We start from the raw sequence: 25,792 nt of genomic DNA, 5'->3' as shown, positions 1-25,792 counted from the left end.
GAATAACCGGGGACAGTCCCCTGTTACCGCACCGGTGTCAGGATTCCTGTGATCGGGAGGTATGCGGTGGGTGAGATCCGTGGGGTCGTGCGGGGGAGCGCGGCGGTTCCGCTGTCCGTGCTGGACCTGGTGACCGTGGGCGCCGGGCGGACCGCCACCGACGCGCTGCGGACCAGCGTGGACCTGGCCCGGCTCACCGAGGCCCGGGGATTCCACCGGTACTGGGTCGCCGAGCACCACTCGATGCCCGGCGTGGCCTCCTCCTCGCCCGCGGTGATCCTCGCGCACCTCGCCGCCCACACCGACCGCATCCGCCTCGGCTCGGGCGGCGTCATGCTGCCCAACCACGCCCCCCTCGTCATCGCCGAGCAGTTCGGCACCCTGGAGGCGCTCGCGCCGGGCCGGATCGACCTCGGCCTCGGCCGCGCCCCCGGCACCGACGGCGCCACCGCCGCCGCCCTGCGCCGCACCGACACCCTCCACGAGGGCGCCGACGACTTCCCCGAGCAACTCGCCGAGCTGACCCGCTTCCTCGACGACGACTTCCCCGACGGGCACCCCTACCGGCGCATCCACGCCGTCCCGGGCCCCGTCCAGGCCACCACGCCCGGCGGCGTCCAGTCCCGTCACCGGCCGCCCGTCTGGCTCCTCGGCTCCTCCGGCTTCAGCGCCCGCCTCGCCGGCCTGCTCGGCCTTCCCTTCGCCTTCGCGCACCACTTCTCCGCGCAGAACACCGTCCCCGCCCTCGACCTCTACCGGGAGTCCTTCCGGCCCTCCGAGGTGCTGGACGAGCCGTACGCGCTCATCGGCGTCTCCGTCCTCGCGGCGGACGACGAGCGGGAGGCCCGCCGCCAGGTGCTCGCCACCGGCCTGAACATGGTCCGCCTGCGCACCGGACGCCCCGGGCTCTTCCCCTCCCCGGAGGAGGCCGAGGCGCACCGATTCAGCGAGCTGGAGCGGGAGTTCGTCGACTCCTGGACCGCCAACATCGTCCACGGGACCGCCGACGAGGTCCGCACCGGCCTCGACGAACTCCACAAGCGCACCGGCGCCGACGAGTTGATGCTCACCAGCCACGCCCACCGCGGCGAACTGCGCCTGCGTTCCTACGAACTCGTCGCCGACGCCTACGGGTTGCCCACCACGTGACTCAGGTGCACGCCTCGCTGTAGCGCAGCTCGGAGATACGATCCGGCGGCACCGGCCGGGAGTACAGCCACCCCTGTCCGGTGTCGCATCCGATGCGCCGCAGCCGGTCCGCCTGCGCCGCCGTCTCCACGCACTCGGCGGTGACCGTCAGTCCGAGCCGGTGCGCGAGGTCGATCATCGCCTCGACGATCACCTCGTCGGCCGGGTTCGGCGGCGCCGCCGTGTCGGCCCGCCCCTCGTACTGGAAGCCCCGGACGAAGGACCCGTCCAGCTTCAGCACCGACACCGGCAGCCGGGACAGATACGCGAGGTTCGAGTACCCGGTGCCGAAGTCGTCGATGGCGATCCGCACGCCCATGTCGCTGAGCGCCTGGAGGGCCTGGAGCGGCCGCCCCGCCGAGCCCATCACCGCCGACTCGGTCAGCTCCAGCTGGAGCAGCCCCGGCGCGAGCCCGGTCTCGGCGAGGATCTCCGCCACGTCGGCCACCAGGTCGGAGTCCCACACCTGACGCACCGCCACGTTCACGCTCACGAACAGCGGCGGCTCGTCCGGATGGTCCAACTGCCAGCGCCGGGCCTGCCGGCAGGCGGTGGCCAGCACCCAGCGGCCCAGCGGCACGATCGAGCCGTCCTCCTCGGCCAGCGCGACGAACCGATTCGGCGGCAGCAGTCCGAACCGCGGGTGGTCCCAGCGCACCAGCGCCTCCACCCCGTGCAGCCGCCCGTCGGCCATCCCCACCAGCGGCTGGTACTCCAGCACGAACTCCCCGCGCTCGATGGCCGGCCGCAGGGTGGACGCCAGCGCCTGGCGGGTCATCAAATGGGCGTTGCGTTCGGGGTCGAACAGCGTCCAGCGGGACTTGCCGTCCACCTTCGCCCAGTACAGCGTGGTGTCCGCGGCCTGCATCAGCCCGGTCGCCGTCGTCCCCGCCGCGTGCCGTTCGACGACCCCGATCGAGGCGGACAGCCCGAGCCGCTGCCCCGCGAGGTCGAACGGCGCCTGCAGCGCCCGCAGTACGGCCTCGGCCAGCTCCGAGAGCTGATCGGTGCCGGTGGAGTCCTCCACCAGCAGCGCGAACTCGTCGCCCCCGAGTCTCGCCACCAGCGGCACGCTCGGCCGGCCCTCCCCGGCCTCCCGCGCGCACGCCGTGAGCCGCTCCGCCACGGCGGCCAGCAGCCGGTCGCCGACCCGGTGGCCGAGGGTGTCGTTGACCACCTTGAAGCCGTCGAGGTCCAGGTAGCACAGCCCGATCCGCCCGGTGCCGCCGCCGTCGTAGGAGTCCGCCTCCAGCGCGGCCGTCAGCCGTTCGAAGAACAGTGTGCGGTTGGGCAGCCGGGTCACCGGGTCGTGGTTCTGCAGGTGCCGCAGCCGGGCCTGCAGATCGCGCCGGGCGCTGATGTCGGCGACCGACAGCAGTACCCCGGGCCCGCCGGAGCCCAGCGGCGAGACGGTCACCTGCGCCCACAGCGACCGGCCGTCGGGCCGCTTCAGCCGCCGCGAGCAGCGCACCCGCGCCTGCCGGCCGCGCAGCACCTCCCGATAGGCGTGCCAGGTACGGGCGTCGGAGGCGAGGTCCAGCAGATCGGCGGCCACCCGGCCGATCAGGTCGGCGGGTTCACCGCCGAGCAGCGCCCCGAGCGCGTCGTTGACGCTGACGACCAGTCCCGCGGGGTCGACGACGGCCATCCCGAGGGGCGCCGCCGCGAAGACGGAACGGTAGGTCAGGGGGTCGTCGGGTTCGGCGATCCGTGTGTCGAGGGCGTCCCCGGTACCAGGAGGCGCCATGCTGTCACTCTCTGTGACGGCTGACCCGTCGAGGTCTGCCGCGGGCGTCGGCCCTTCGGACGTTCCGCTCACCGCTCGCTCCCGCAGTGCACTCGATCTGTGTCCGTGCAGCAAAGTGTGCCGATCATAGGTGCTACCCCCGGAGTTGCGCAGCCACTGCCCAGTGTCCCCGACATGAGCACTCTTCTGACAGATCGTTTCTGCCCGTAGCTGGACGGGTTCTGCGGGCGCACGACCACTTGTGACGTTCCGTGAGTGGTCCGGGGGTGTCGACCGGTACGGAAGCGGGCGCCCCTCACTCGTCTGGGGCAGACAAACAGGGCGTAGTACGACGAAATCACTAAGGCTGGGTGCGGAGTCCCCTGAACCGCCCCGGAGGTCCCTGTGCCGCGTCCGCTCCCGCGACCCCGACTGCGCAGCACCGCGGCCGTGTTCACCACTCTCACCGCCCTCGCCGCCACCTCCCTCTTCGCCGGCCCCTCCGTCGCCGAACCCTTCTCGACCACCCCCTGCGCCCTGCCCCGCACCGGCGCCCACCACTCCGAGGGCCTGGACACCTGGAACGCCGACTACCGGCGCCCCACCCGCACCCTCGACGCGGTCATGGTCTTCCTGTCCTTCCCGGACTGGGCCCCGATGACCACCCCCGCCGAACTGGCGGCCGACCACTTTCCGGCCACCAGCAGCTACTTCCGCCAGGCGTCCTACGGCCGGTTCACCCTGCGCGCGCATCCGATGCGCCACTGGATCCGCATGCCGAAACCGGCCACCGCCTACGCCATACAGCGCGACTGGAACGCCGAACGCCGCGCCGCCTATCTGCACGACGCGCTCGCCGCCGCCGACAGCCAGGTCGACTTCTCCCGCTACGACATCGTCTACTTCGTCGCCGACCCGGACGCGCCCGGCGTCGACTCCGACGCCACCAAGGTGGTCAACCTCGACACCCCGCTGCGCGCCGACGGCACCGACATCCAGCGCGTCGTCACGGTGTTCGAGCAGCATCCGCCCGACCGGCTGGTCCTCGCCCACGAGACCGGCCATGTCTTCGACCTGCCCGACCTCTACCATCGCCCCGCCGACGGCAAGGGCGACTGGGACACCTACGTCGGCGACTGGGATCTGATGGGCAGCCAGTTCGGGCTGGCGCCGGATCTGTTCGCCTGGCACAAGTGGAAGCTGGGGTGGCTGGAACCGCGCCAGGTGGTGTGCGTACAGGGGGCCCGGCCGACCCGGCTGACCCTGGAACCCCTCGGGGCGGGCCCCGGCATCCCCGTCACCCGCGCCACCGGCTCACCCGCCTTCGGCCTCGGCAACGGCGTCAAGCTCGCGGTGGTGCGCACCGGGGCCGACAGCGCCCTCGCCTTCGAGGCGCGCGGCCCGGTGGGCAACGACCGGTCCGTGTGCCGCGCCGGCGTCCTCGTCTACCGCGTCCGCAGCGGCGCCGAGTCGGGCCGCGGCCCCATCGAGGTGATCGACGCCCACCCGCACACCGAGGCGTGCTGGGAGGACTCGGTCTACCCGCCCCTCGCCGACGCCCCGGTCGCCGCGGGCGAGAGCTTCACGGTGCCGGGGGAGGACGGCGGCCCGGGCGTCCGGGTGGACGTGGAGGGGCGGACGGCGTCGGGGGCGTGGACCGTACGGATCACGCCAGGGGTGTGACGCCTCCCCCGCGATCCATGGCCGGCCACGGCATACGAAAAGCCCCCCGCTTTCGCGAGGGGCTTTCCCGTCGGTGCGCCGCCAGGGACTCGAACCCCGGACCCGCTGATTAAGAGTCAGCTGCTCTAACCAACTGAGCTAGCGGCGCCTGCTGACGTCGTAGACCTTAGCATCCTGGTCCGGGGTGGGTGAAATCGATATCCGCACCGCCTCCCGGGCCGCCCGCACGGCCGCCCACAGCAGCACCTCCGGCCCCGGCAACCAGGGCTGACGCGTGTCCGGGGCGACCAGCCAGCGCGAGCCCGAGGGGTCGGTTCCGGCCACCGGCGGCACGGTCACCGCGTCCCCGGTGCCATGGCACAGCAGCGGCGGGACCGCCGCCGTACGACCGCTGCCGCCGTCCGTCGCGCCCCACTCCTCCCACGCCAGCAGCGACGGCAGCCGCTGGGCCGTGCCCGGCGCGGCGAACAGCAGCATCCGGCCGCGGAAGACGGCCACCGGGCCCGATCCGGCGCCCTCGTCCCACAGCCGGTCCAGCATGCGGCGGCCGAAGAGCGCCGGTGCGCTGACGACGTCGAAGACCGAGCCACAGGGCAGCACGACCGGGGCGTCGGGCTGCTCCCGCCAGTGGGCCAGGGTGCTGCGCGGGTACGTTCCGGCGGAGGCCAGCCAGAAGGCGCCGTCCGAGGTGATGCCCGCGACGTCGAGGGTCTCGTCCCATACGCTGCTCATGCCTGACAGATGTACCGGCAGTGAGCGCGCGAATCCTATGAGTTGCGAGAAGCCGGGACGCGCGGGCCGACGAGGGTCTATCGTGCCCGCCTGGCATATGCCGAGGTGCTGTGCGGGGAGCCGGACGGCGACGGGAGATACGGCTGGGGCGGCGGTGCCGGCGGTGTCAGACCGGTTCGACGGGGTTCTGTCCGTCGCCGCCGCGCAGCAGGTCGCGGCCGAACTCGACCATCTTCTTGGCGTAGTCCTCCGTCCACTCCGCCCGCTCGGCGATGTCCGCCGGGGTCAGCCGGTCGAAGCGGCGGGGGTCGGCGAGCTGGGCGGCCGCGATGGCCTGGAACTCCACCGCCCGGTCGGCCGCCGCGCGGAAGGCCAGCGTCAGCTCCGTCGCGCGGGCCAGCAGGGCCCGGGGGTCGTCGATGGACTCCAGGTCGAAGAAGTGCTCCGGATCGCCGGCGGCCTCCGCGGGCTCGAAGAGCAGGGGCGCGGGGCGTAGCCGCGGTTCGGTGCGACGCGGCGTGGGCTCCGCCATGTCTTCTCCTCCTGATAGGTCGGCACGGTCCAGGCCGTCCACCCGAACCACCTTCCATTGTCCCGCGCCCCGCAAGGGGACCTACGAACGGCCCCAAGCCCCGAGGCCCGACGGGATGCTCCCCCCACCCCACCCACCGCACACGCCGCCCCCGCCGGGGCGACCCTCAGGGCCGCCAGCTCACCCGGTGTTCCTCCAGGTGGGCGAGTACCGCGTGGTTCGCCTCCCAGCCGTCGGGGAACTTCACGAGGGTGCCCAGCTGGACCGGTTCTGTTGACGGGTAGTCGTCCAGGAGGTCGGTCACGCCCGCGCGGCACACCACGATGCACGCGTGGCGGTGGCGTGAGGCGAGGACGCACAGGCGGCCCGTCTCCAGGTGGAAGGCGGTGGCGTCGGGGCGGCCGGAGAGCGGGTGGAGGACAACCGTGACGTCGAACTCCATGCCCTGGAGCCGGTTCGCCGTGTCGACGGTCACGTCCGCCACACCGAGCTCGGCGAGGGCCGCGCGGACCGCCGCCGCCTGGTCGCGGTGCGCGGTGCCGACGGCGATACGGGCGGCGGTCAGCGGGGCCGGGTGCGGTGAGCGCTCCGACGTCGCCGCGCCGCCCCGGTCCAGCAGCCGCCGTACGACGAGGGCGACCGCCTGGACCGCCTCCGGGTCGGTCCTCGGGGTGTGCCGGGCGGGCAGCTCCAGCAGGCCCCAGCCCGACTCGGCCGCCTCGTCGATCACCCGGTCGGGTCCCGAGCCGTCGGACGGTACGGCGAAGGCGAGGGCACGGTCGCCGTGATCGGTGCCGCTGCGGAAGCGGGTGTACGGGTAGAACGCGTCGGAGACGAGCCGGGCCGCCGACGCGGGCAGCCGCCACGACACCGGCAGCCGATGCTGGGGCAGCTCCGGGTTGTGCGCCAGCAGCGTCGTCACCGCCGACGCCGACGGGTCGTACGACAGCCCCGCCCACTGCTCGCTGCCCACGATGGCGAACGGGTCGAGCTGCCCGGGATCGCCCACGAACAGCGCCCGCTCGAACAGCCCCGCGACGGCGAGCAGCCCGTCCGAGCGCATCTGGTAGGCCTCGTCCACGATCGCGTGCCGCCACGGCTCGTCGGTCTTCACATGCGCCCACTTCGCCGCCGTGGAGATCACGACGGGCAGACCGGCGAGGTCGGCGGCCTTCGCCGACTTCCGGACGTTCGCCAGGTCGTCGAGCGCCTTGTCGTACGCGTCGGTGTCGCTGCTGTGCAGCCGGCCCACCGGCAGCTCGGGGGACTTCTCGGCGAGCCGCAGGACAAGGTCGTCGACCTGCGCGTTGGTCTGCGCCACCACCATCAGCGGGCGCCCCGCGTCGGCGAGTTCGAGCGCGGCGCGCACGACGAGGGTGGACTTCCCGGCGCCGGGCGGGGAGTCGACGACCACCCCGCGCGCGTCGCCGTGCAGCGTGTCGCGCAGGATCGCCTCGGTGGCCCGCGCGGCGGCCGTACCGGGGTCGAAGGCGGCCTCGGTGGTCACAGCACGTCCTCCTCGGTGACGGGATCGGCGGCCTCGACGACCTGCGCCTGCTCCCCAGGGGGTCCGCCGTGCGTCCACGGCGTCTGCTCCGGGTCGGGCAGCTTCGCGCCGCCGCGCTGCTCGTGCTCGAAGAGCGTGAAGCACACCCGCTCGCCCTTCTCGGGCACGGACCCCTCCTCCGGCTCCTTGCCCCGGCCCATCTTGTCGACGATCCGCAGGACGAGGAGCGCCCCGTCCTCCTCGGCGCCCACGAACTCGGCGGTCTGCGGCTTCCCGCCCAGCGACCGGTACACCCTCACCCGTTCCCCGAGGTGCGGCCGGTCGTCGGTGCGGACGGTGACCAGCGGGCGCGGGCTGGGCCGCTTGCCCTCGCTGTACGCCATGACGACATCGGTGACCTCGCCGGCGAACGCCTCCCCGGCCAGCCGCCGCCCCGCCATCACCAGCGGGTCGTCCAGCGCTTCCTGCGCCTCCAGGCGGGCCTGCTCGCGCTCGCGCGTGGCCAGCTTGTTCGCCGCCGTCACCGCGTCGTCCCGGCGCGGCTGCGGGGGCTCGCCGGCCAGGACGCGGTCGCGGTGGCCGGTGAACGACCAGCGGTCGCGCGTCCACCGCTCCTCGACGTGCGCGCCCTCGGGCAGCTCCCGCAGCAGGTCCAGTCCCCGCCACACCCGCTCCCAGGTGGGCAGCGTGCGGCTGAGCACCAGGTCGCGCAGGTCCCGCTCGGCGGCGGTGAGGACGGCGAGCCGGTCGTCGGCCTGCACTCCGTCCTCGGCGGCGGCGAGCGCGGTCCGCGCGCGGTCGTAGCGCTCGATCGCCGGGGCGAGCAGCTTGTTGTCGAACGCCGGGTCGGTCGCGGGGCCGGCCGGCGGGCACAGCAGCTGTCCGGCCGCGTCGCGGGCCAGCTCCGCGTGGCGCGCCGCGTCCGCGCCGGAGACGCCGTCCGGCGGGTCGATCCACGCCAGCAGCGAGCCGAGGTGCTGGTCCTCCACGCTGGACTGGCCGGTCGCCCAGTGCCGGGCCAGCAGGTCGGTGAGCGCCAGCAGCAGCGAGGAGCCGGGCACCCGCGCCCGCTCGCCGTAGTGCGTGAGCCAGCGGCCGAGCAGCGGTACGCGCGGGGGCGCGGGGTACGGGGACTCCGGGTCCTGTTCCGCCGTACGCCGGAAGCGCATGGAGCGCCCCAGCAGACGGACGAAGTCGACGCCGGTGCGGCTCGGCACGATCAGCTGGGGCGCGTCCGCGCACAGGTCGACCTCGACCTTGACGCGCTTGCCCGTCTCCGGGTCGGTCTCGCTGCGCTCGGCGGCCTCGACGACGTCGACGTAGGAGTCGATGTACGGCAGGACGACGTCCGCGAGGTCGGCGAGGAACGCGAACCGGAGGTCCCGGTCGCGCGGCTGCGGTACGACGAGCAGGCGGGGCGCGTCCCGGTCGGTCCCCACGAGCGCGCCGAGCGGGGCGCCGGCCTCACCGGCGGTGGTCAGCGGCACGAAGACCAGCGGCCGCGCGGACAGATGCCGGTGCCGCACGGTGGCGGCGGGCTGGGCCCGCCCGGCGCTGACGGCCTCCAGCCGGGCGAGGGTGGCGATCAGCGACATACGGGAACCTCCACGGCCGGCGCCGTCGCGGGCGGGGTGGGCGTGCTCACCGGGCCGCACCTCCCGCCGGTGCGGCGGCGAGCGCCTCCGCGCGCAGGGCGGCCGCCCGTCGCAGCGCCGCCACCGCCGGGTCGTCCGGGTCGCCGCGGTGGCCGTGGGCGGCGGCGAGGACGTCGTCGGTGGTCGTCAGGGCGCCGAGGTCGGCGCGGACCGAGCGGCCCAGGCTGGTCACCGCGCCCGACGCGCGGGAGCGGGCGCGGCAGTGGAAGGCCAGTTCGCAGGCGGACAGGCACTCGGGGGCGTAGACCGCCGGGACCGCGTCGACGGCGGCCGTGAGCTGCTCGGCGGGCAGGTCGGGGGCGAAGCAGGTGCCCTCGGGGAGGGCGTCGGCGATGTCCTGGAGGCGGGTGAGCCGGACCAGCTGGCGGCGGGTGACCGCGCGCTGCTTGCGGATGTCGACGGCGGAGGCGGTCGGCGCGTTGGAGAAGTCTTTCGGGCAGACGAGGAGGATCCGCTCCCGCACGCGGGGCGCCGGGTCGCCGCCCCGGGTGAGGCGCGCGGCGATCTCCTCCAGCGCGAGCACGTACACCGCGGCCTGGCGGGCGGCCGCGCCGACCTTCGCCGGGTCCGCCGCGCCGTCCAGCATGGGGAAGGACTTGATCTCGACGACCGTCCAGCTGCCGTCGGGGTGGACGACCACCGCGTCCGGCTCCAGAAAGGCGGGGGAGCCGGCGACGTCGAGGGCGAGCATCGGATGGTCGAGCAGGGTCCAGGTGCCGCGTGCCTCGGTGGCCTCGCGCAGCGCCAGCGCCGTACGCGCCGTGCGCCCCTCGGGGCCGATCGCCGTCAGGTCGGGTGTGGCGGCGCCGCCGGCGGGCGGCTCGGCCGTGCGGTCCAGCTTCTCGTGGACCAGCCGCAGCAGTTCGGCGCCGCCGTCCGCCTTCACCTTCGCCTCGAAGGCGTTGCCGCGCGTCAGGGCGAACTGGGACTGGCCGAAGGCCGAGGGGGAGCCGAGCGCGTCGGCCAGGGCGGTCTTGTCCACCCCGGCGCCGTCGAGGATCGCGCGGCGGCGGCAGCCGGGGTTCGAGGCGAGCGCCGCGAGGGCGCGCGCGTCGAGCGCCTTGGCCGGGACGTCCGGTCCGCGCAGCTCAGCGAGCCGCTGCCGGAGTGCCTTCCCCCGCGTCCGTGGGAGAGGCACTCGGCTCGGCTCCGGTGCCGAGCCGTGTTTCGCGCTGCCGTGGAAATCGCTCACCCGGCGAAGTCTGGCACTCGCCACTGACAATCGTGGCCCGTGTCGGGTCCTGAGGGGTGCTCTGCGTGGCCTGAGCGGTGTCCGCGCCCTGCGCGAGGGCCGGGACCCGGGTGGCGAACCGGGCCCGGATCCGGTCCAGGGCGCGCAGCACGAGCGGCGTCACGAGCAGGCCGACGCCCATCACGGCCGCGCCCGCGACCGCGTCGAGGAAGTAGTGGTTGGCGGTGCCCATCACCACGATCGTGGTGATCAGCGGGTAGAGGACACCGGCCGCCTTCGTGGCGCGGTTGCCGCCGAAGCGCCACAGCATGACGCCGCACCACAGGGCCCAGCCCACGTGCAGGCTCGGCATCGCCGCGTACTGGTTGGTCATGCCGCCCATGCCGCGCGGGGCGCTCGCGTCGCCGCCCCACCAGCCGTACGAGCTGTACTGGGCCATCGTGTCCACGAACCCGTGGCCCGCCGAGAGCAGGCGGGGCGGGCAGGTCGGCAGCAGGGTGAAGCCGATCAGGCCCATGAAGGTGGACGACATCAGCCAGGTGCGGGCCGCGCGGTACTGCGGGGCGCGGAAGCGGAACAGCCAGACGAGGACCAGCGGCGTGATCACGTAGTGCAGCGAGGCGTACCAGAAGTCGGCCGGGACGCCGAGCCATGTCTCGCGCGTGAAGAGCCGGTTGAGCGGGTGCTCGGCGTTGATGTGGAGGAACTTCTCGATGCGCAGGATCGCCAGGCCGTGGTCGACCGCCGAATCGACGTCGCCGCGCGCGAGGAGGCGCCCCGCCGAGTAGCAGGCGTACACCAGCAGGATCAGGGGCAGCTCCGCCCACCAGCGCAGCCGGATTCGCGAGGCCGCCTCGGTGCCCGGTGTCTCGGTCTGGGGCATCCGATCGCCTCCCCCTTCTGTGGTCGCTGCGGCACGCTGTGGCACGAGGGTGACACTTTACGGCGTGTGGATGCGGGCGCCCGGAGCACCCCCGGCCCACAAGACGCTGAGACCGGCCACCGGGTTGCCCTCGTCCAGGGTGCGCGATGATGGAGGGGTTCGCCGCTCGATTTCAGCTGTTCACCCGGAAGGTCTCCCATGGCACCGCGCATCCTGCTGGCCCGGCACGGACAGACGGAGTGGTCGCTGTCCGGCAAGCACACCGGCAGGACCGACGTACCGCTGCTCGAAGAGGGCCGCCGGGGCGCGAAGCTGCTCGGGGAGCGCCTGCACCGGGCGCCCTTCGACGGCCTGCCCGGGGTCGAGGTGCGCACGAGTCCGCTGGCACGCGCGCGGGAGACGTGCGAACTCGCCGGTTTCGGCGAGCGGGCCACCGCGTGGGACACGCTCATGGAGTGGGACTACGGCGCGTACGAGGGCCTGACGCCCGCCGAGGTACAGGCCGTCCGCCCGGGTTGGCTCATATGGCGCGACGGCGTCCCCGAGGGTGAGTCGCTGGCGGAGATGACGGCCCGCGCCGATGAGGTGGTCGCCTGGGCGCGCGCGGCCGACCGCGACGTGCTGATCTTCGCCCACGGTCATATCCTGCGGTCCATAGGCGCCCGCTGGCTGGGCCTCCCCATGGACTTCGCCGCCCGCATACGCCTGAACCCGACGTCCCTCTCGGTCCTGTCCTGGGCCTACGGCGAGCCGGCGATCGAGAGCTGGAACGACCTGGGACATCTGGCGGGCTGACCGGGCCGGGACGCCCGGCGGGCCGGCATCGCGCGCGGGGCGGGCTCAGACCGCGCGGGGCCGGGCGGCGTGCCGTTCCAGGAACGCCGAGACGCCCGTGGCCCTGCGGTGCGGGAGCAGCACCCGGGCGGTGCCCGCCAGCATCGTCTGGATGCGGGAGGACTGGACCTGCTCCAGGAGGTCCAGGACGCGCCGGCCGGCCGTCGCCGCCTCGTCGGGGCGGCCGCCGCGGGCGAGGTCGTCGGCGAGTTCCGCGGTGTACAGCGCGATGTTGCGGGTGAAGTGCGGGTCCTGGAGGTCGGCGGCGCGGGCCGCGTGACGGGCGGCGCGCGGCCAGTCCCCCAGCGTGGACCAGCACTGCGCCTCCAGCGCCTCCAGCTCGGCCTCTCCGTAGAAGCTCATCCACTCGGGGTCGGCGTCCGAGGGGCCTCGCTCGAAGAGGGCCTGGGCCCGCACCAGGGCCTGTTCGCAGCCGGTGCGGTCGGCGAGCCCCGCCCACCCGCCGGCCTCGCGCAGCGCGAGCAGGGACATCAGGCGCGCGGAGCCGAGGGGTCTCGCGACCCGCTGGGCCGCCTGCGCCGCCCGCACGGCCTCCCGGGGCCGCCCCGCGTCGCGCGCGAGGAACGCCGTGTTGCAGAAGGCGTGGGCCTCCAGCGCCTGGTCGCCGTTCACGCGCGCGGTGGCGAGCGCCTCGGCGTAGTGCGAGCGGGCGTCGTCGAAGCGGCCGGAGTCGTGGGCCAGCCAGCCCACGGAGATGGCGAGTTCACCGGCGCCCGAGTGGATGCGGTCGGAGGTCGCCTGGCGCGTCGTACCGGCGTCCAGGAGCGCGTAGGCGGCGCGCAGCGGGGCGGCCGCGCGCCGGTAGAGGCCGTCGGCGCCGTGGCGGTCGTCCAGCAGCCGGATCCTGCGGACCGCTTCCTCCAGGGCGCTCGCCTCGCTCGACCCGGCGCGACGGACCGGCCGTTGTGCGGTCGACGCGTCCAGGGCGAGCCCGAGGGGGCCCAGGGAGGCGGCGGCCACGGTGGCTCCGCCGCCTGTCATGAATGCGCGACGCAGCACGTCGCTCTCCTCGTGGTTGTGGTGCGTGTCGTACAAGTCCTGCGTGTCATACAAGTCCTGCGTGTCATACGGCTCGTACGCCCCGGGCGTCTCAATCGCGCCGTGCGCGCGGACGAGGGCCCGCGCCGGGCGCGCGAGCTCTCCGTCCGGTGCGGTGTCCGCTGGGCGCGCCCCGCGTCCGCGGACGGCCGAGCGGGGCGCGAACCCCAGGTCCATGAGCGTGCGGCCGGGGAACATGTGCAGGAACACCCGCTCGTAGGCGTAATTGGGGCAGCGGATCTCGCCCGCCTCGACGCGCCCGATGTAGCGCGCGTCGCAGCTGACCCGCTCGCCGATCTCGCGGGCGGCCCGCCGGACCAGCGCGGCGAACTCCGCGGGGGAACGCTGTCCGCGGACGCGCCGGAACGCGAGGTTGGGCCGGGGGGGCCGGGGGGAGGGCACCGTTGACGACGCCATGGCCGGGTCCTCTCGTGCGAACCGTCGAACCATGCCGGAAATGGGGTGACTTGACCGATTTAAGGAGGTGATCGCCCTGTTTCCGGCGGGCAAGAACGTACCTGCTGCCGCCGGGGCGCCATGCGGTGTTTGGCTACAAACCGGATATCTCATCCACGATCTGCCATGAACTGCCATCCTTTGCGGCGGACTTCCGGCGTAGCCGTTGACGCGGTGGGGCGTTGGACCCTGCGGACTGCAAGAGGGGTTCCGTCGTGTGGAGGCCGGCATGGAGACCAGCCAGAGCATCGATCCTTGTATGCCGCTGACGACCGCGGGGCACGCCCCGAGCGCCGAATGCGGTGTGCTCCCGCCGGGCCACGGGTGCGACGTGGTGAGCGTTCCGGCCCGGCAGGGGCTGGAGGCGGTCGACATCATGCGGCGCGGCGCCTGCGACGCCGTGGGGCCCGTCCTGCACGACGACGGCACCGGAACCCTCGGCTTCGTGGTCCCGGCCGGGACGGCCGCCGGCTGGGACCTGCCCGGCAGCACCTGCACGGAGACCGACGGCCGCGGACTGCGCCTGGACCCCGAGCCGCCCGTGGCGGGCTCGGACTGGCTGCTGCCCCCCGGCGAGGCCGACCTCGCGACGGACCCGGCCGTACTGCGCCGCGCCCTGGGCGAGGCGGCCCGCATGATCGAGGCAGCCGACAGCCGCGAGTGAGCAGCCCTGCCTGCGCTGCGACTTCTTCTTTGCCCCGCGAGCCTCCCGTCCGCGCCGCGGGCCCCCTTCGCGCCGGGAGGGCGCCGAAGTGGAGGTATGAGGGCACGGGGCCGCCGTCCCGCGCGCGGGCGGGGCCTGCGCCGGGTGCCGAAGCTGCGCGAGCTGACCCGCGCCGAACTGCGCCCCTTTGCGTGGCGAGCCTCCCGTCTGCGCCGCGGGCCCCCTCCCCGCCGCGAGCCCCGCAACTGCGCCGCGAGCCTCCCGTCCGCACCGGCCCCCTCTGCTCTGTGCCCCCGCCGCGCCGCGAGCCCGCACCCCTGCGGCCGGGCGTGAGCACCCCCGCGCCACGCGTGAGCACCCCCCTTCGGCCCCTGCGAAAATGGGTGGATGGGAAGGTCCAGTAGTGGTCGGCAGGCGCGTGGCGGCGGCCCTCGGTCGGGGGGTGCGCGGCGGGGGCGAGGCGGGGCCGAGGCCGTCGTCGAGCAGGTCGACGGCGGGCTCGCGCAGCTCGTGCCCGATCCCGACCGCGCCCGGGCCTGGACGCTGCTCGTCGACGGAGCCCCGCAGTCCCACGTCGACCTCGACGACCCGGCCTTCCTCTCCTTCGAGTACCAGCGCCGCATCGGCCACGTCATCGACCTCGTCGCCCCGCCCGGAAAGCCCGTGCAGGCCGTGCACCTCGGCGGCGGCGCCCTCACCCTCGCCCGGTACGTGGCCGCCACCCGCCCCCGCTCCACCCAGCAGGTCGTCGAGCGGGACGCGAGCCTCGTACAGCTGGTGCGGCGGGAGCTGCCGCTGGACCCCGGCGCGCGGATCCGGGTGCGGTCGGTGGACGCCCGGGAGGGCCTGGCCAAGGTGCCGGACGGCTGGGCCGACCTCGTCGTCGCGGACGTCTTCAGCGGGGCCCGCACCCCGGCCCATCTGACCTCGGTGGAGTTCCTGGACGACGTCCGCAGGGCCCTGCGCCCCGGCGGTACCTACGTCGCGAATCTCGCCGACGGGCCGCCCCTCGCCCATCTGCGCGGCCAGATCGCCACCGCCGCCGCCCGCTTCGCCGAGCTCGCCCTGATCGCCGACCCGGCCGTGCTGCGGGGCCGACGGTTCGGCAACGCGGTGCTGGTCGCCGCCGACCTCCCGCTGCCGGTCGCCGAACTCACCCGCCGCGCCGCCTCCGACCCGCACCCCGCCCGTGTCGAACACGGCCGGACCCTCACCGACTTCACCGGCGGCGCGACCCCCGTGACGGACGAGGCGGCGGTCGCCTCACCGGCGCCGCCGCCCTCGGTGTTCCGCTAGGAACGCCACGCCGCCGCGTCGCTCAGAAGTCCAACCCCCGGGACAACAGCGGCAGATACCGCTCGTACAGCCCGGCCAGGTCCTCCCGGCCGTCGCTCTCCACCCAGTGCCGTACGAGGGTGGTGAAGACGGCGATGATGGCCGCCGCCGCGCACCCGACCTCCAGGTCGGCGGAGTCGCGGCCGGCGCGTTCGGCGATGATCTCGGCGAGGGCGCGCTCGCTGCGTTCCTGTTCGGCCAGGTTGTGGGCGCGGAGCACCGGGTCGGTGAAGATGAGGCGGGTGCGCAGGAGGAGTTCCTCGCGGTCCTGGTCCAGCAAGGCGCCCATCGGTCCCTTCAGGGAGTTGACGATCGCCTCCACGACGGGCTCGTCGGCGGGGCGGGCGCGCAGGGCCTCGGCGAGGACGGGGTCGTACTCGTCCCGTACGACCACGTCCTCCTTGGTCGGGAAGTAGCGGAAGAAGGTGCTGGGCGAGATCTCCGCCGCGTCCGCGATCTGGTCGACCGTGGTCGCCTCGTAGCCCTGCTCGGCGAAGAGGCGGTAGGCCTCGCGGCGGACGCGTTCGCGGGTCTGGCGCTTCTTGCGTTCCCGCAGGCCGAGGGCGGGCGCGGCGGAGGTCTCGTGCGTCGTCATACGACCGATTCTGCGGGCTCGGGGAGCGCGCGGGCCACCGTCCTCGAGCAGGTGGTCCGCCCCGGCAGGAACCGCGCGGCCAGCACCGCGCCCAGCAGGGCGATCGCCCCGCACGCCACCAGGACCAGGCTCATGCCGTGGACGAAGGCGGCGTGGGCGGAGGCCGTGAGGGCGGTGTCGTGCAGCTGTGCCGCCACCGCGTCCGCGCCGGTGACCGAGTCGCGGGCCGCGTCCGCCGCCGGCGCGGGGAGGCCATCCGTACGCAGGTGGGCGAGGTAGCCGTAGCCGAGCAGGCTGCCGAGGCCGGCCACGCCGAGGACCGAGCCGAGCTGCTGGACGGTCTCCAGGAGGCTGGTGCCGGAACCGGTGTTGTCGCCGGGCAGGGCGCCCATCACGAGGCTCGTGGCCGGGACGACCGCGAGGCCGAAGCCCAGGCCGGTCAGGGCGAGCCACAGCGCGGTGAAGCCGTAGCCGTCCGAGACGTGGGTGGTGGCGCCGAGGAGGGCGCCGGCGGCGAGGAGCGCGAGGCCGAGCGGGATCACCGTACGGGCGCCGAGGCGCGGAACGACCGCCTCGCTCGCCGTCGCCGACACCATCAGGCCGGCGATCAGGGGCAGCACGCGCAGTCCGGTGCCGAGGGCGTCGTGGCCGAGGACGGCCTGGAGGTACTGGGGGACGACGAACAGGATGCCCATCACCGCGAAGTTGACGAAGACGGCGATCAGGGTGCCCCACAGGAAGCGGCGGTCGGTGAAGAGGCGCAGATCGACGATCGGGTGCGGGAACCGGCGCTCGCGTACGACGAACGCGGCGAGGAGGGCGACGGACGCGGTGAGCGGGACGAGCGCCGCCGGGGCGGTCCAGCCGTCGCGCGGGATCAGGATCGTGCCGTAGACGAGGGCGGTGATGCCGAGGCCGCCGAGGACGGTGCCGAGCATGTCGAAGGGGGCGGCGGTCCGGGTGGCGGTGTCGGCGGGCAGCAGCCACAGGCCGGCGAGTACGGCGAGGGCGGCGACGGGCGCGTTGAACAGGAAGACCGAGCCCCACCAGAAGTGGTCGAGGAGCCAGCCGCCGACCACCGGGCCGACCGGCATGCCGAGCGCGGTGGCCGCCGTCCAGACGGCGATGGCGCGCGGCAGCTCCTCCCGGGCGAAGACGCGCGGCAGGATCGCCATCGACAGCGGCATGATCGCGGCCGCGCCGAGGCCCAGGACGGCCCGTGCCGCGATGACCTGGGCCGGTGTCTCGGCCAGCGCCCCGCCCAGGGAGGCGAGGCCGAACAGGGCGATGCCGCCGAGCAGGAGCCGCTTGTGGCCGAAGCGGTCGCCGAGCAGGCCGACCGGGAGCATCGCGACGGACAGGGCGAGCAGATAGCCGCCGCCGATCCACTGCAACTGAGCGCTGTCGGCGGGGAGTTCGCCCGCCATCGTCGGCAGGGCGACATTGATGACGGTGCCGTCGAGGCCGACCAGCAGCACGCTCAGGGTGAGCGCGGCGAGGGCGAGCCAGCGGCGGGGTGAGGCGGAGACAGCACGTGCGGTCATGACGACCTCCCATAGGGAAAGCAACCTACTGAGAGGCTACCCCCAAATGAGAGTCGACTGTCAATATTTAGTTGGCTTTCACTTTTCCAGTCGCCTCGGGCGTCGGCCCGCCCCGAATGCTCAGTACGTCCCCACCTCCACCCGGGGCGGGCCGTCGTGCCAGGTGCAGAACACCGAGACCCGGTCCGCGCCCGAGGCGAACTCCACCCGGATCCAGCTCTCCGTGGTCCAGGTCTGCATCGACCAGCCCGCACCCGGGGTCGCCGACACGAGGGTCGCCGAGCTCCTGCCGAGGTCGAAGACCACCCGGCCCCCGTCGGTGTCGTAGCTCTTCACCTGGCCGGAGGCGGTGGTCTGCCGCGAAGGCGACGGAGACGGCGATCGCGTCGGCGTCCGGCTCGGCTTCGGGTCGGCGGACGGTGTGGGCGACGGCGAAGGGGCCGGGCGGCCCGTCGCCGGCGTCAGCGGCTTCGCCTGCTGCCCCGTCGCGTCGGCCGCCGCGATCGGCAGGGCGCGCGGCGGGTCGTAGGCCGTGCCCGCCATCACCGTGTGCACACCCCACCATGACAGCGTGACCGCCGCGCCCGTGGCGAGCGACCAGGCCAGTACGAGTACGAGTCCTCTGCGCATCGCCGGTCATCCTGCCTCACCCGTCACACGGGTGTCGCCCGTACGGAGTTGCCCGGAGTTATCCACAGGCAGTTGTCCACAGGCCCGGTCCGGTCCGACGGCATGGCGTACGGTGCGGCGCATGGCAAGTGTGCTCGTCGTCGAGGACGACCAGTTCGTACGCTCGGCGCTGATCCGGCATCTGACCGACGCCGCCCACACGGTGCGCAGCGTCGGCACGGCGCTGGAAGCGTTGCGCGAGGTCGCCCATTTCCGCTTCGACCTGGTCATCCTCGACCTCGGACTGCCGGACCTCGACGGCTCCGAGGCCCTGAAGATGCTGCGCGGCATCACCGACGTTCCGGTGATCATCGCCACCGCGCGCGACGACGAGACGGAGATCGTCCGGCTGCTCAACGCCGGGGCGGACGACTATCTCACCAAGCCGTTCTCCGTCGAGCACCTGTCGGCCCGGATGGCCGCCGTACTGCGCCGCTCCCGCGCCGGCACCGCCGAGGCCCCGCCCTCCAGCGTGCTGCGCGTCGGCGGCCTGACCGTCGACCCGCTGCGCCGCCAGGCCGAGCTGGACGGAGTCCGACTCGACCTCACCCGCCGCGAGTTCGACCTGCTGGCCTTCCTGGCCGGCCGCCCCGGGGTCGTCGTGCCCCGCCGCGAACTGCTCGCCGAGGTGTGGCAGCAGTCCTACGGCGACGACCAGACCATCGACGTCCATCTGTCCTGGCTGCGCCGCAAGCTGGGGGAGACCGCCGCCCGGCCGCGCTATCTGCACACCCTGCGCGGCGTCGGGGTGAAGCTGGAGCCGCCCGCCGAGGACTTTCCGGGCCCGGAGCCGGTGCGATGAGGTGGGCGCTGGTCAAGGTCTGCCTGGCCGTCACCACCATGGTCGTGGTGGCGTTCGCGGTGCCGCTCGGGCTGGTCGTCAAGGAGATGGCCCGCGACCGCGCGTTCTCCAACGCCGAGCGGGAGGCCGCCGTCGTCGTGCCCGCGCTGTCCATCACCACCGACCGCGACCAGCTGGAACGGGTCGTCGCCTCGGCCGGCGCGGACGACGGGATGGCCGTGCACCTGCCCGCCGGTGCCGGCCGCGCCGCCGTGGATCTCGGCCGGCAGCGCGCCACCGCCGAGGACATCGCGGCGGTACGCACGCTGGGCCGCGCGTCCACCGCCGAGGTGCCCGGCGGCTCCGCGCTGCTCCAGCCGGTCGCCCTCAGCCTCGGGACCGTGGTCATCGAGGTGTTCGTCCCCGAGTCCGAGGTGAGCAACGGGGTCGGCACGGCCTGGGCGGTGCTGGCCGCCGTGGGCGTGGCGCTCGTCGTCGGCTCCGTCGCGGTCGCCGACCGGCTGGGCGTACGGATGGTGCGGCCCGCTCGACTACTGGCCGAGGGGGCGCACGAGTTGGGCGAGGGACAGCTGGGCGCACGGGTGCCCGAGGAAGGGCCGACCGAACTGCGGCGGGCGGCGGTCGCGTTCAACTCCATGGCCGACCAGGTCGTACAACTCCTGGCGAACGAGCGGGAACTGGCGGCCGATCTCTCGCACCGGCTGCGCACCCCGCTGACCGTGCTGCGGCTGAACGCCGCCTCGCTCGGGGACTCGCCGTCCGCCGAGCAGACCCGGGCGGCGGTCGCGCAGCTGGAGCGAGAGGTCGACACCATCATCCGTACGGCCCGAGAGGCCAAGCCGCAGACGGCGACCGCCGGTCCGGGCGCCGGGTGCGACGCGGCCGAGGTGGTGCGGGAGCGGATGGCCTTCTGGTCGGCGCTCGCCGAGGACGAGGGCCGCAAAGTGCGTACGGCCGGAGTGGACCGGCCGGTGCGGATACCGGTGGCCCGCGCCGACCTCGCGGCCGCGCTGGACGCCCTGCTCGGCAATGTCTTCCGGCACACCCCGGAGGGCACCGCCTTCGCGGTCGACGTGCACAACGGCGAGGACGCGGTGATCGTGCTGGTCTCGGACGCCGGGCCCGGCATAGCCGACCCCGAGGCGGCGATGGCGCGCGGCCGAGGCTCCGGCAGCGACGGCTCGACCGGCCTCGGCCTGGACATCGTGCGCCGGCTCGCCGAGTCGACGGGCGGGGACGTCCGGATCGGCTCATCGGTGTTGGGCGGCACCGAGGTGCGCATCTGGATCCAACTGGACGGAAGAGCACGGATCCCGGGCCGCCGACGCGGCCACCGGGGGGCGGTACGGCGGCGCAGACGCTGGACACCCGCGCGCTGAGCCCCCGCTGACGCGCCGGGATTCCGCCCGGGCGGCGACCGCGCTGAGCGCCCGCCGACGCACCGGGAGTCCCGCCCGGGCGGCGACCGCACAGTGCCGCCGCCGACGCGCCGGGAATCCGCCCCAGCGGCGACCGCGCCGAGCCGGGATTCCGCCCGGCGGCGACCGCGCCGAGCCCCCGTCGACACACCGGGAATCCACCCGCCCGGCGACCCCGCCGAGCCGGGATTCCGCCCGGCCGCGACCCCGCCGAGCCCGGAATTGGTCTCGACCTTTAACCGCCCCCCATCCCTTCCTTAAGCGCACCCTAAGATCCTCAACCACCGTCCGGATCAGGCCATTTGCCCGATTCCGGATCGCTAGCGTGCTGCCGCACCCCACCCCGCCCCCACCCCCCTGAGCAGTGAAGGCAGGCACGCGATGAGCACGCACCGGCGCAAGATCAGCGGCAGGAACAAAGTGATCGGCGGTGTCGTCGCGGCGGCCGTCGTCGGCGGCGGTGTCGTCCTGTTCACCAGCACCGCCCAGGCCGCCGGCATCGGCGCGGCGTACACGAAGACCAGCGACTGGTCGACCGGGTACACCGCGCAGTACGTCGTCACCAACAACACCGCGGGCGTGAAGGCCGACTGGACGCTGGAGTTCGACCTGCCGTCCGGCGCCCGGCTCAGCTCGCTGTGGAACGGCGAGTCGAGCGTGAGCGGTCAGCACATCACCGTGCGCCCGCCGAAGTGGGACACGGACGGGCTGGCGGCCGGCGAATCGGTCACCGTCGGCTTCGTCGTGAACGGCACGGCGGATCCGACCGGCTGTCGCATCGACGGCGCGACCTGTTCCGCCGACACCGGCGCCACGCCCGAGCCGAGCGGCCGCCCGACCCAGCCCGCCACGCCGACCGCGACCCCCACGGCCACCGCCACCGCGAGCGCGACGCCCACCCAGAGCCCGAGCCCCACCCCCAAGCCCTCCGGGAGCACCGGCACCCCCGCCACCGCAGCCTTCGCCCCGTACGTCGACACCTCGCTCTACCCGGCCTTCGACCTCCTCGCGAGCGCCACCGCGACCGGGGTGAAGAACTTCAACCTCGCGTTCATCACCGACGGCGGCGGCTGCACGCCGAAGTGGGGCGGGGTCACCGACCTCGCGAGCGACGGCGTGGCCTCCCAGATCGGCGCCCTGCGCGCCAAGGGCGGCGCTGTGCGGGTCTCCTTCGGCGGCGCCTCCGGCTCCGAGCTCGGCACCACCTGCTCCTCGGCGGACGCGCTGGCGGCGGCGTACGGCAGGGTCGTGGACGCCTACCAGCTCACCAAGGCCGACTTCGACATCGAGGGCGGCGCGCTGCCCAACGCGGCCGCCAACACCCGCCGCGCTCAGGCGATCGCCAAGCTCCAGGCGACCCACCCCGGTCTGGACGTCTCCTTCACCCTCCCGGTGATGCCGGAGGGCCTGACCCAGGACGGTGTGAACCTGGTCGCGGACGCGAAGGCCAACGGCGTGAGGATCAGCGCGGTCAACATCATGGCGATGGACTACGGGCCGGCGTACAGCGGCGACATGGGCACGTATGCCGAGCAGGCCGCGACTGCCACGCAGGCGCAGATCAAGAGCGTGCTCGGGCTGAGCGACAGCGCGGCCTGGAAGGCGGTCGCGGTCACCCCGATGATCGGCGTCAACGACGTCGCCGCCGAGACCTTCACGGTGGCGGACGCCTCCCAGTTGGTGGGCTTTGCGAAGTCGAAGGGCCTGGGCTGGCTGTCGATGTGGTCCGCGACCCGCGACAAGGCGTGCGCGGGCGGTGCGAAGAATGTCGCCGACGCCACCTGCAGCTCGATCGTCCAGGAGCCGTTCGCCTTCTCGAAGGCGTTCGCGGCCTTCAACTGACACACCCGCAGGTCCACGAGGCGGGGGGGACCCCGGCGCGTGGCTTTTTTTTTTTTTTTTCCTTGTCCTCTTTTTTTTTTTCCGAACAAACGTGTTCGTTGCGTTTCGACAAATGGGGCCGGAGGCCCTTGACGCATGACCGGACATACGACTGTTATTGCGCCACCATGTTCGGTCGAGTTGGTTTCTGGTCGGTTACGACGGAATCCCGCTCGCTCGGTCATGGTGAGCCGAGCCTCAGCCCTCAGGAGCCGACATGCCCCTCACGCCCTCCGGTCTCTCCCTCCCGTCCCCGAGCCGCCGCACCCTGCTGCGCGGCATAGGCGGCGCAGCCGTCCTCGGTGCCGGCATACCCCTGCTCAGCGCCTGCGGCGGCAGCGGCACCGGGTCCGACCCCAAGACCGTCACCCTGGGCTCCAACCAGTCCGACGCCGTGCCGAAGAAGGCCTACGGGGAGATCTACCAGGGCTTCACGAAGCAGTCCGGGATCACGGTCAAGGTCAACACCAAGGACCACAACACCTTCCAGGAGCAGATCAACTCGTATCTGCAGGGCACGCCGGACGACGTGTTCAACTGGTTCGCCGGCTACCGCATGCAGTTCTTCGCGAAGAAGGGCCTCGCCTCCCCGGTCGACGAGGTGTGGCAGAAGATCGGGGGCAACTTCCCCGAGGCGATGCACAAGCTCAGCAAGGGCGAGGACGGCAAGTACTACTTCGTGCCGCTGACCACGTACCCGTGGGCGATCTTCTACCGCAAGAGCGTCTTCCAGCAGCACGGCTACACCGTCCCCACCACCTGGGACCAGCTGGTCGCCCTGTGCAAGCAGATGAAGAAGGACGGCCTGGTCCCGATCGCCTTCGGCGACAAGGACGCCTGGCCGGCGATGGGCACCTTCGACCAGATCAACTTCCGCGTCAACGGCTACGACTTCCACGTCGAGCTGATGGGGGGCAAGGCCTCCTGGACCGACGCCAAGGTCAAGGCCGTCTTCGACCACTGGTCCGAGATCCTCCCCTACCACCAGGACGGCTTCATGGGCCGCACCTGGCAGGACGCCGCCCAGACCCTGGTGGCGAAGAAGGCCGGCATGTACCTCCTGGGCTCCTTCGTGGCCCAGCAGTTCACCAACCAGGCCGACGTCGACGACCTCGACTTCTTCCCCTTCCCGGAGATCAACTCCCAGTTCGGCCAGGACACCGTGGAGGCGCCCACCGACGGCTTCATGGTCAGCAAGTCCCCGAAGAACAAGGAGGGCGTGACCAAGCTCCTGGAGTACCTGGGCACCCCGGCCGCCGAGGAGATCTACCTCAAGGCCGACCCCAGCGTGGTCGCCGCCTCGAACAAGGCCAGCACGGCCTCGTACACGGCCCTGCAGAAGAAGGCGTTCGAGATGATCGGCGGCGCCAAGAGCCTCACCCAGTTCATGGACCGCGACTCGCGCCCCGACTTCACCTCCACGGTGATGCAGCCGGGTCTGCAGAAGTTCCTCCAGAACCCCAAGGACGTCGACAGTCTGCTCTCGTCGATCGAGCGCCAGAAGAAGACCATCTTCGCGTCGGAGTGACTCTCTTCATGACGACCGACACCCCCACGAAGTCCCCGGAGGCGGCCGCCGTGCCGCCTCCGGGGCACGCGTCCGAGAAGAAGCGGGTCCAGCAGGGGCACCGGCGCCTGCTGACCCGCCGCGACCGGCTCACGCTCGGTCTGATGGCCGGCATCCCGACGATCCTGCACGTGGCACTCGTCTGGGTGACCGCCTTCGCCTCCATCGCCCTCGCCTTCACCACCTGGAACGGCATCGGCTTCGACTCGATCCAGTGGGTCGGGCTGGACAACTTCAAGCAGCTGTTCACCGACAACCCGCAGTTCTGGCCCGCTGTCCAGCACAACATCATCTGGTTCGTGGTGCTGATCCTGATCCCCACGCCGCTCGGCCTGCTCCTGGCCGTGATGCTGGACAAGAAGATCAGGTTCAGCCGGGTCTACCAGACGGCGTTCTTCCTGCCCGTCGTCATCTCGCTGGCGTGCATCGGCTTCGTCTGGCAGCTGGTCTACAACCCGGACACGGGCCTGATCAACAGCATCATCGGCGCCAACAAGCCCGGCCACTACATCGACTGGATCGGCGACCCGGACCTCAACCTGTGGGCCGTGCTGGTCGCCGCGTCCTGGCGCCACACCGGTTACATGATGATCCTCTACCTGGCCGGTCTGAAGAGCGTCGACCCGTCCCTGCGGGAGGCCTCCGCGCTCGACGGCGCCGGCGAGTGGCAGACCTTCAAGAACGTCATCTTCCCGACGCTGCGCCCCACCAACACCGTCGTCCTGGTCGTCACCATCATCGAGGCCCTGCGCGCCTTCGACCTGGTCTTCGTCTTCAACAAGGGCGCCCAGGGCACCGAGTTGCTGTCGATCCTGGTCACCAACAACATCATCGGCGAGTCCAGCCGTATCGGATACGGCTCGGCGATCGCCGTGGTCCTGCTGCTGATCTCCCTCGTCGTGATCATCCCGTATCTGATCGCGACCTTCCGGAAGGAGCGGCGATCATGAGCACCGCCACGGTCGCACTGAAGAAGCGCGCGCCCGTCCGCCCCGCCCGGATCGTGCTGCACGTCTTCCTCGCCAGCATGGCCCTCGCCTGGCTGGCCCCCCTGCTGTGGGCGATCTACGCGGCCCTGCGGCCGTACGCCGAGACCAGCGACAAGGGCTATGTCTCCTGGCCCGACAAGCTGAGCCTCGACAATTTCACCAACGCCTTCCAGCAGTCGGACATGCTGCACTACTTCGGGAACACGCTGGTCATCGCGGTCCCGGCGGTGCTGCTCACCCTGTTCCTGTCGTCCTGCGTGGCCTTCTACGTCGCCCGGTTCGACTTCCGCGTCAACCTCTTCCTGCTGTTGGTCTTCACGGCCGGCAACCTGCTGCCCCAGCAGGTCATCATCACCCCGCTGTACCGCATGTACCTGCTCATCGACCTGCCCGGCATCACGATGAGCGGCAAGCTGTACGACTCCGCGCTCGGCCTGGTCCTCATCCATGTGGCGTTCCAGTCCGGCTTCTGCGCCTTCGTCCTGAGCAACTACATGCGCTCCCTGCCCCACGAGCTGACCGAGGCCGCCCTCGTCGACGGCGCCTCCGTGTGGCGGCTGTACTGGCAGATCACCCTGCCGCTGTGCAAGCCCGCGATGGCCGCCCTGGCGACCCTGCTGTCCATCTGGATCTACAACGACTTCTTCTGGGCCCTCGTGCTGATCTCCACCGGCGAGAACATGCCGATCACCTCGGCCCTGAACAACCTCTCCGGGCAGTACTTCACCGACCCCAACCTGGTCGCCGCGGGCTCGCTGCTCACCGCGATCCCGACGCTGGTCGTGTACTTCGCGCTCCAGCGCCAGTTCGTCAGCGGTCTCACCCTGGGCTCCAACAAGGGCTGACCGGCACCACGCGAAAGAGAACCCCGTGCACAACCT

General features: G+C 72.8%; 22 protein-coding genes and 1 tRNA gene. 11 read left to right on the top strand and 12 right to left on the bottom strand.

Annotated elements, in window-relative coordinates:
* The first annotated feature begins 66 nt into the window (after nt 1–66).
* Nucleotides 67–1,149, top strand: coding sequence for an LLM class flavin-dependent oxidoreductase (locus tag ACZ5NW_RS32990; RefSeq protein ID WP_468747682.1), 1,083 nt, complete (start codon nt 67–69; stop codon nt 1,147–1,149).
* A gap of 1 nt (nt 1,150) precedes the next feature.
* Here ACZ5NW_RS32990 and ACZ5NW_RS32985 read toward each other — a convergent pair whose 3' ends face one another.
* The gene (locus ACZ5NW_RS32985; protein WP_468747681.1) at nt 1,151–3,007 is read right to left on the bottom strand and encodes a putative bifunctional diguanylate cyclase/phosphodiesterase; all 1,857 of its coding nucleotides are present in this window, start codon (nt 3,005–3,007) and stop codon (nt 1,151–1,153) included.
* A 312-nt stretch (nt 3,008–3,319) separates the two neighbouring features.
* Here ACZ5NW_RS32985 and ACZ5NW_RS32980 point away from each other — a divergent pair, with 312 nt between their 5' ends.
* Nucleotides 3,320–4,597 (top strand): M6 family metalloprotease domain-containing protein, encoded by a 1,278-nt coding sequence (locus tag ACZ5NW_RS32980; RefSeq protein ID WP_468747680.1) that lies wholly within the window; start codon nt 3,320–3,322, stop codon nt 4,595–4,597.
* A gap of 74 nt (nt 4,598–4,671) precedes the next feature.
* Here the strand turns inward: ACZ5NW_RS32980 and ACZ5NW_RS32975 are convergent.
* The 7 genes from ACZ5NW_RS32975 to ACZ5NW_RS32945 all read right to left on the bottom strand — a co-directional run bounded on the left by ACZ5NW_RS32975 (nt 4,672) and on the right by ACZ5NW_RS32945 (nt 11,098).
* Nucleotides 4,672–4,745 (bottom strand) — tRNA-Lys (locus ACZ5NW_RS32975).
* Nucleotides 4,736–5,329 (bottom strand): bifunctional DNA primase/polymerase, encoded by a 594-nt coding sequence (locus ACZ5NW_RS32970; protein ID WP_468747679.1) that lies wholly within the window; start codon nt 5,327–5,329, stop codon nt 4,736–4,738. Before ACZ5NW_RS32970 ends, ACZ5NW_RS32975 begins: the two co-directional genes overlap by 10 nt.
* Before the next feature lie 166 nt (nt 5,330–5,495).
* Entirely contained in the window at nt 5,496–5,861 is a 366-nt protein-coding gene (locus ACZ5NW_RS32965; RefSeq protein WP_468747678.1) for a hypothetical protein, read from the bottom strand.
* A 166-nt stretch (nt 5,862–6,027) separates the two neighbouring features.
* Nucleotides 6,028–7,368 (bottom strand): DEAD/DEAH box helicase family protein, encoded by a 1,341-nt coding sequence (locus ACZ5NW_RS32960; protein WP_468747677.1) that lies wholly within the window; start codon nt 7,366–7,368, stop codon nt 6,028–6,030.
* Complete coding sequence (locus ACZ5NW_RS32955; protein ID WP_468747676.1) at nt 7,365–8,963, bottom strand: hypothetical protein; 1,599 nt, start codon at nt 8,961–8,963, stop codon at nt 7,365–7,367. The genes ACZ5NW_RS32960 and ACZ5NW_RS32955 overlap by 4 nt, the downstream gene beginning before the upstream one ends.
* A gap of 46 nt (nt 8,964–9,009) precedes the next feature.
* The gene (locus ACZ5NW_RS32950) at nt 9,010–10,161 is read right to left on the bottom strand and encodes a hypothetical protein (protein WP_468747675.1); all 1,152 of its coding nucleotides are present in this window, start codon (nt 10,159–10,161) and stop codon (nt 9,010–9,012) included.
* On the bottom strand, nt 10,112–11,098 hold the full coding sequence (locus ACZ5NW_RS32945) for a phosphatase PAP2 family protein (RefSeq protein WP_468747674.1): 987 nt from the start codon (nt 11,096–11,098) through the stop codon (nt 10,112–10,114). Before ACZ5NW_RS32945 ends, ACZ5NW_RS32950 begins: the two co-directional genes overlap by 50 nt.
* A 198-nt stretch (nt 11,099–11,296) precedes the next feature.
* Here ACZ5NW_RS32945 and ACZ5NW_RS32940 point away from each other — a divergent pair, with 198 nt between their 5' ends.
* Complete coding sequence (locus ACZ5NW_RS32940; RefSeq protein WP_468747673.1) at nt 11,297–11,893, top strand: histidine phosphatase family protein; 597 nt, start codon at nt 11,297–11,299, stop codon at nt 11,891–11,893.
* A 45-nt stretch (nt 11,894–11,938) separates the two neighbouring features.
* Here the strand turns inward: ACZ5NW_RS32940 and ACZ5NW_RS32935 are convergent, their stop codons facing one another.
* Nucleotides 11,939–13,408: a hypothetical protein gene (locus ACZ5NW_RS32935; RefSeq protein WP_468747672.1), complete on the bottom strand. Its 1,470-nt coding sequence runs from the start codon at nt 13,406–13,408 to the stop codon at nt 11,939–11,941.
* A 268-nt stretch (nt 13,409–13,676) separates the two neighbouring features.
* On the opposite strand from ACZ5NW_RS32935, the gene ACZ5NW_RS32930 reads away from it, so the two are divergent.
* Nucleotides 13,677–14,111, top strand: coding sequence for a hypothetical protein (locus ACZ5NW_RS32930; protein ID WP_468747671.1), 435 nt, complete (start codon nt 13,677–13,679; stop codon nt 14,109–14,111).
* 387 nt (nt 14,112–14,498) lie between these two features.
* A complete protein-coding gene (locus tag ACZ5NW_RS32925) occupies nt 14,499–15,407 on the top strand; it encodes a spermidine synthase (RefSeq protein WP_468747670.1) in 909 nt (302 codons plus the stop codon).
* Nucleotides 15,408–15,429: 22 nt separating this feature from the next.
* Here the strand turns inward: ACZ5NW_RS32925 and ACZ5NW_RS32920 are convergent, their stop codons facing one another.
* The 3 genes from ACZ5NW_RS32920 to ACZ5NW_RS32910 form a co-directional block, all read right to left on the bottom strand.
* Nucleotides 15,430–16,041, bottom strand: a complete 612-nt coding sequence (locus ACZ5NW_RS32920; RefSeq protein WP_468747669.1) for an acyl-CoA-like ligand-binding transcription factor — start codon at nt 16,039–16,041, stop codon at nt 15,430–15,432.
* On the bottom strand, nt 16,038–17,585 hold the full coding sequence (locus ACZ5NW_RS32915; protein WP_468747668.1) for an MFS transporter: 1,548 nt from the start codon (nt 17,583–17,585) through the stop codon (nt 16,038–16,040). The genes ACZ5NW_RS32920 and ACZ5NW_RS32915 overlap by 4 nt, the downstream gene beginning before the upstream one ends.
* A 120-nt stretch (nt 17,586–17,705) precedes the next feature.
* Nucleotides 17,706–18,215 carry a hypothetical protein gene (locus ACZ5NW_RS32910; protein WP_468747667.1) on the bottom strand — a complete coding sequence of 170 codons (510 nt, stop codon included), beginning with the start codon at nt 18,213–18,215 and terminating at the stop codon, nt 17,706–17,708.
* Nucleotides 18,216–18,336: 121 nt separating this feature from the next.
* Between ACZ5NW_RS32910 and ACZ5NW_RS32905 the strand changes: the two genes are divergently transcribed.
* From ACZ5NW_RS32905 to ACZ5NW_RS32880, 6 genes are all read left to right on the top strand, one after another.
* Complete coding sequence (locus tag ACZ5NW_RS32905) at nt 18,337–19,056, top strand: response regulator transcription factor (protein WP_468747666.1); 720 nt, start codon at nt 18,337–18,339, stop codon at nt 19,054–19,056.
* Nucleotides 19,053–20,435 carry a sensor histidine kinase gene (locus ACZ5NW_RS32900; RefSeq protein WP_468747665.1) on the top strand — a complete coding sequence of 461 codons (1,383 nt, stop codon included), beginning with the start codon at nt 19,053–19,055 and terminating at the stop codon, nt 20,433–20,435. The genes ACZ5NW_RS32905 and ACZ5NW_RS32900 overlap by 4 nt, the downstream gene beginning before the upstream one ends.
* A 420-nt stretch (nt 20,436–20,855) precedes the next feature.
* Nucleotides 20,856–22,316 carry a glycoside hydrolase family 18 protein gene (locus ACZ5NW_RS32895; protein ID WP_468747664.1) on the top strand — a complete coding sequence of 487 codons (1,461 nt, stop codon included), beginning with the start codon at nt 20,856–20,858 and terminating at the stop codon, nt 22,314–22,316.
* Nucleotides 22,317–22,572: 256 nt separating this feature from the next.
* The gene (locus ACZ5NW_RS32890; protein WP_468747663.1) at nt 22,573–23,883 is read left to right on the top strand and encodes an ABC transporter substrate-binding protein; all 1,311 of its coding nucleotides are present in this window, start codon (nt 22,573–22,575) and stop codon (nt 23,881–23,883) included.
* 8 nt (nt 23,884–23,891) lie between these two features.
* Nucleotides 23,892–24,872, top strand: a complete 981-nt coding sequence (locus ACZ5NW_RS32885; RefSeq protein ID WP_468747662.1) for a carbohydrate ABC transporter permease — start codon at nt 23,892–23,894, stop codon at nt 24,870–24,872.
* Entirely contained in the window at nt 24,869–25,756 is an 888-nt protein-coding gene (locus ACZ5NW_RS32880) for a carbohydrate ABC transporter permease (protein WP_468747661.1), read from the top strand. The genes ACZ5NW_RS32885 and ACZ5NW_RS32880 overlap by 4 nt, the downstream gene beginning before the upstream one ends.
* Nucleotides 25,757–25,792: the final 36 nt, after the last annotated feature.

Source organism: Streptomyces sp. NPDC032126 (assembly GCF_055580085.1).
This window is presented reverse-complemented; position numbering and strand designations above follow the sequence as displayed.

What these genes read in the sequence shown, in the direction of transcription:
- ACZ5NW_RS32970 (WP_468747679.1), bottom strand. Translation starts at nt 5,329, where the DNA reads ATGAGCAGCGTATGGGACGAGACCCTCGACGTCGCGGGCATCACCTCG.
- ACZ5NW_RS32895 (WP_468747664.1), top strand. Translation starts at nt 20,856, where the DNA reads ATGAGCACGCACCGGCGCAAGATCAGCGGCAGGAACAAAGTGATCGGC.
- ACZ5NW_RS32955 (WP_468747676.1), bottom strand. Translation starts at nt 8,963, where the DNA reads ATGTCGCTGATCGCCACCCTCGCCCGGCTGGAGGCCGTCAGCGCCGGG.
- ACZ5NW_RS32965 (WP_468747678.1), bottom strand. Translation starts at nt 5,861, where the DNA reads ATGGCGGAGCCCACGCCGCGTCGCACCGAACCGCGGCTACGCCCCGCG.
- ACZ5NW_RS32915 (WP_468747668.1), bottom strand. Translation starts at nt 17,585, where the DNA reads ATGACCGCACGTGCTGTCTCCGCCTCACCCCGCCGCTGGCTCGCCCTC.
- ACZ5NW_RS32910 (WP_468747667.1), bottom strand. Translation starts at nt 18,215, where the DNA reads ATGCGCAGAGGACTCGTACTCGTACTGGCCTGGTCGCTCGCCACGGGC.
- ACZ5NW_RS32930 (WP_468747671.1), top strand. Translation starts at nt 13,677, where the DNA reads ATGGAGACCAGCCAGAGCATCGATCCTTGTATGCCGCTGACGACCGCG.
- ACZ5NW_RS32900 (WP_468747665.1), top strand. Translation starts at nt 19,053, where the DNA reads ATGAGGTGGGCGCTGGTCAAGGTCTGCCTGGCCGTCACCACCATGGTC.
- ACZ5NW_RS32935 (WP_468747672.1), bottom strand. Translation starts at nt 13,408, where the DNA reads ATGGCGTCGTCAACGGTGCCCTCCCCCCGGCCCCCCCGGCCCAACCTC.
- ACZ5NW_RS32940 (WP_468747673.1), top strand. Translation starts at nt 11,297, where the DNA reads ATGGCACCGCGCATCCTGCTGGCCCGGCACGGACAGACGGAGTGGTCG.
- ACZ5NW_RS32920 (WP_468747669.1), bottom strand. Translation starts at nt 16,041, where the DNA reads ATGACGACGCACGAGACCTCCGCCGCGCCCGCCCTCGGCCTGCGGGAA.
- ACZ5NW_RS32890 (WP_468747663.1), top strand. Translation starts at nt 22,573, where the DNA reads ATGCCCCTCACGCCCTCCGGTCTCTCCCTCCCGTCCCCGAGCCGCCGC.
- ACZ5NW_RS32925 (WP_468747670.1), top strand. Translation starts at nt 14,499, where the DNA reads ATGGGAAGGTCCAGTAGTGGTCGGCAGGCGCGTGGCGGCGGCCCTCGG.
- ACZ5NW_RS32885 (WP_468747662.1), top strand. Translation starts at nt 23,892, where the DNA reads ATGACGACCGACACCCCCACGAAGTCCCCGGAGGCGGCCGCCGTGCCG.
- ACZ5NW_RS32945 (WP_468747674.1), bottom strand. Translation starts at nt 11,098, where the DNA reads ATGCCCCAGACCGAGACACCGGGCACCGAGGCGGCCTCGCGAATCCGG.
- ACZ5NW_RS32880 (WP_468747661.1), top strand. Translation starts at nt 24,869, where the DNA reads ATGAGCACCGCCACGGTCGCACTGAAGAAGCGCGCGCCCGTCCGCCCC.
- ACZ5NW_RS32905 (WP_468747666.1), top strand. Translation starts at nt 18,337, where the DNA reads ATGGCAAGTGTGCTCGTCGTCGAGGACGACCAGTTCGTACGCTCGGCG.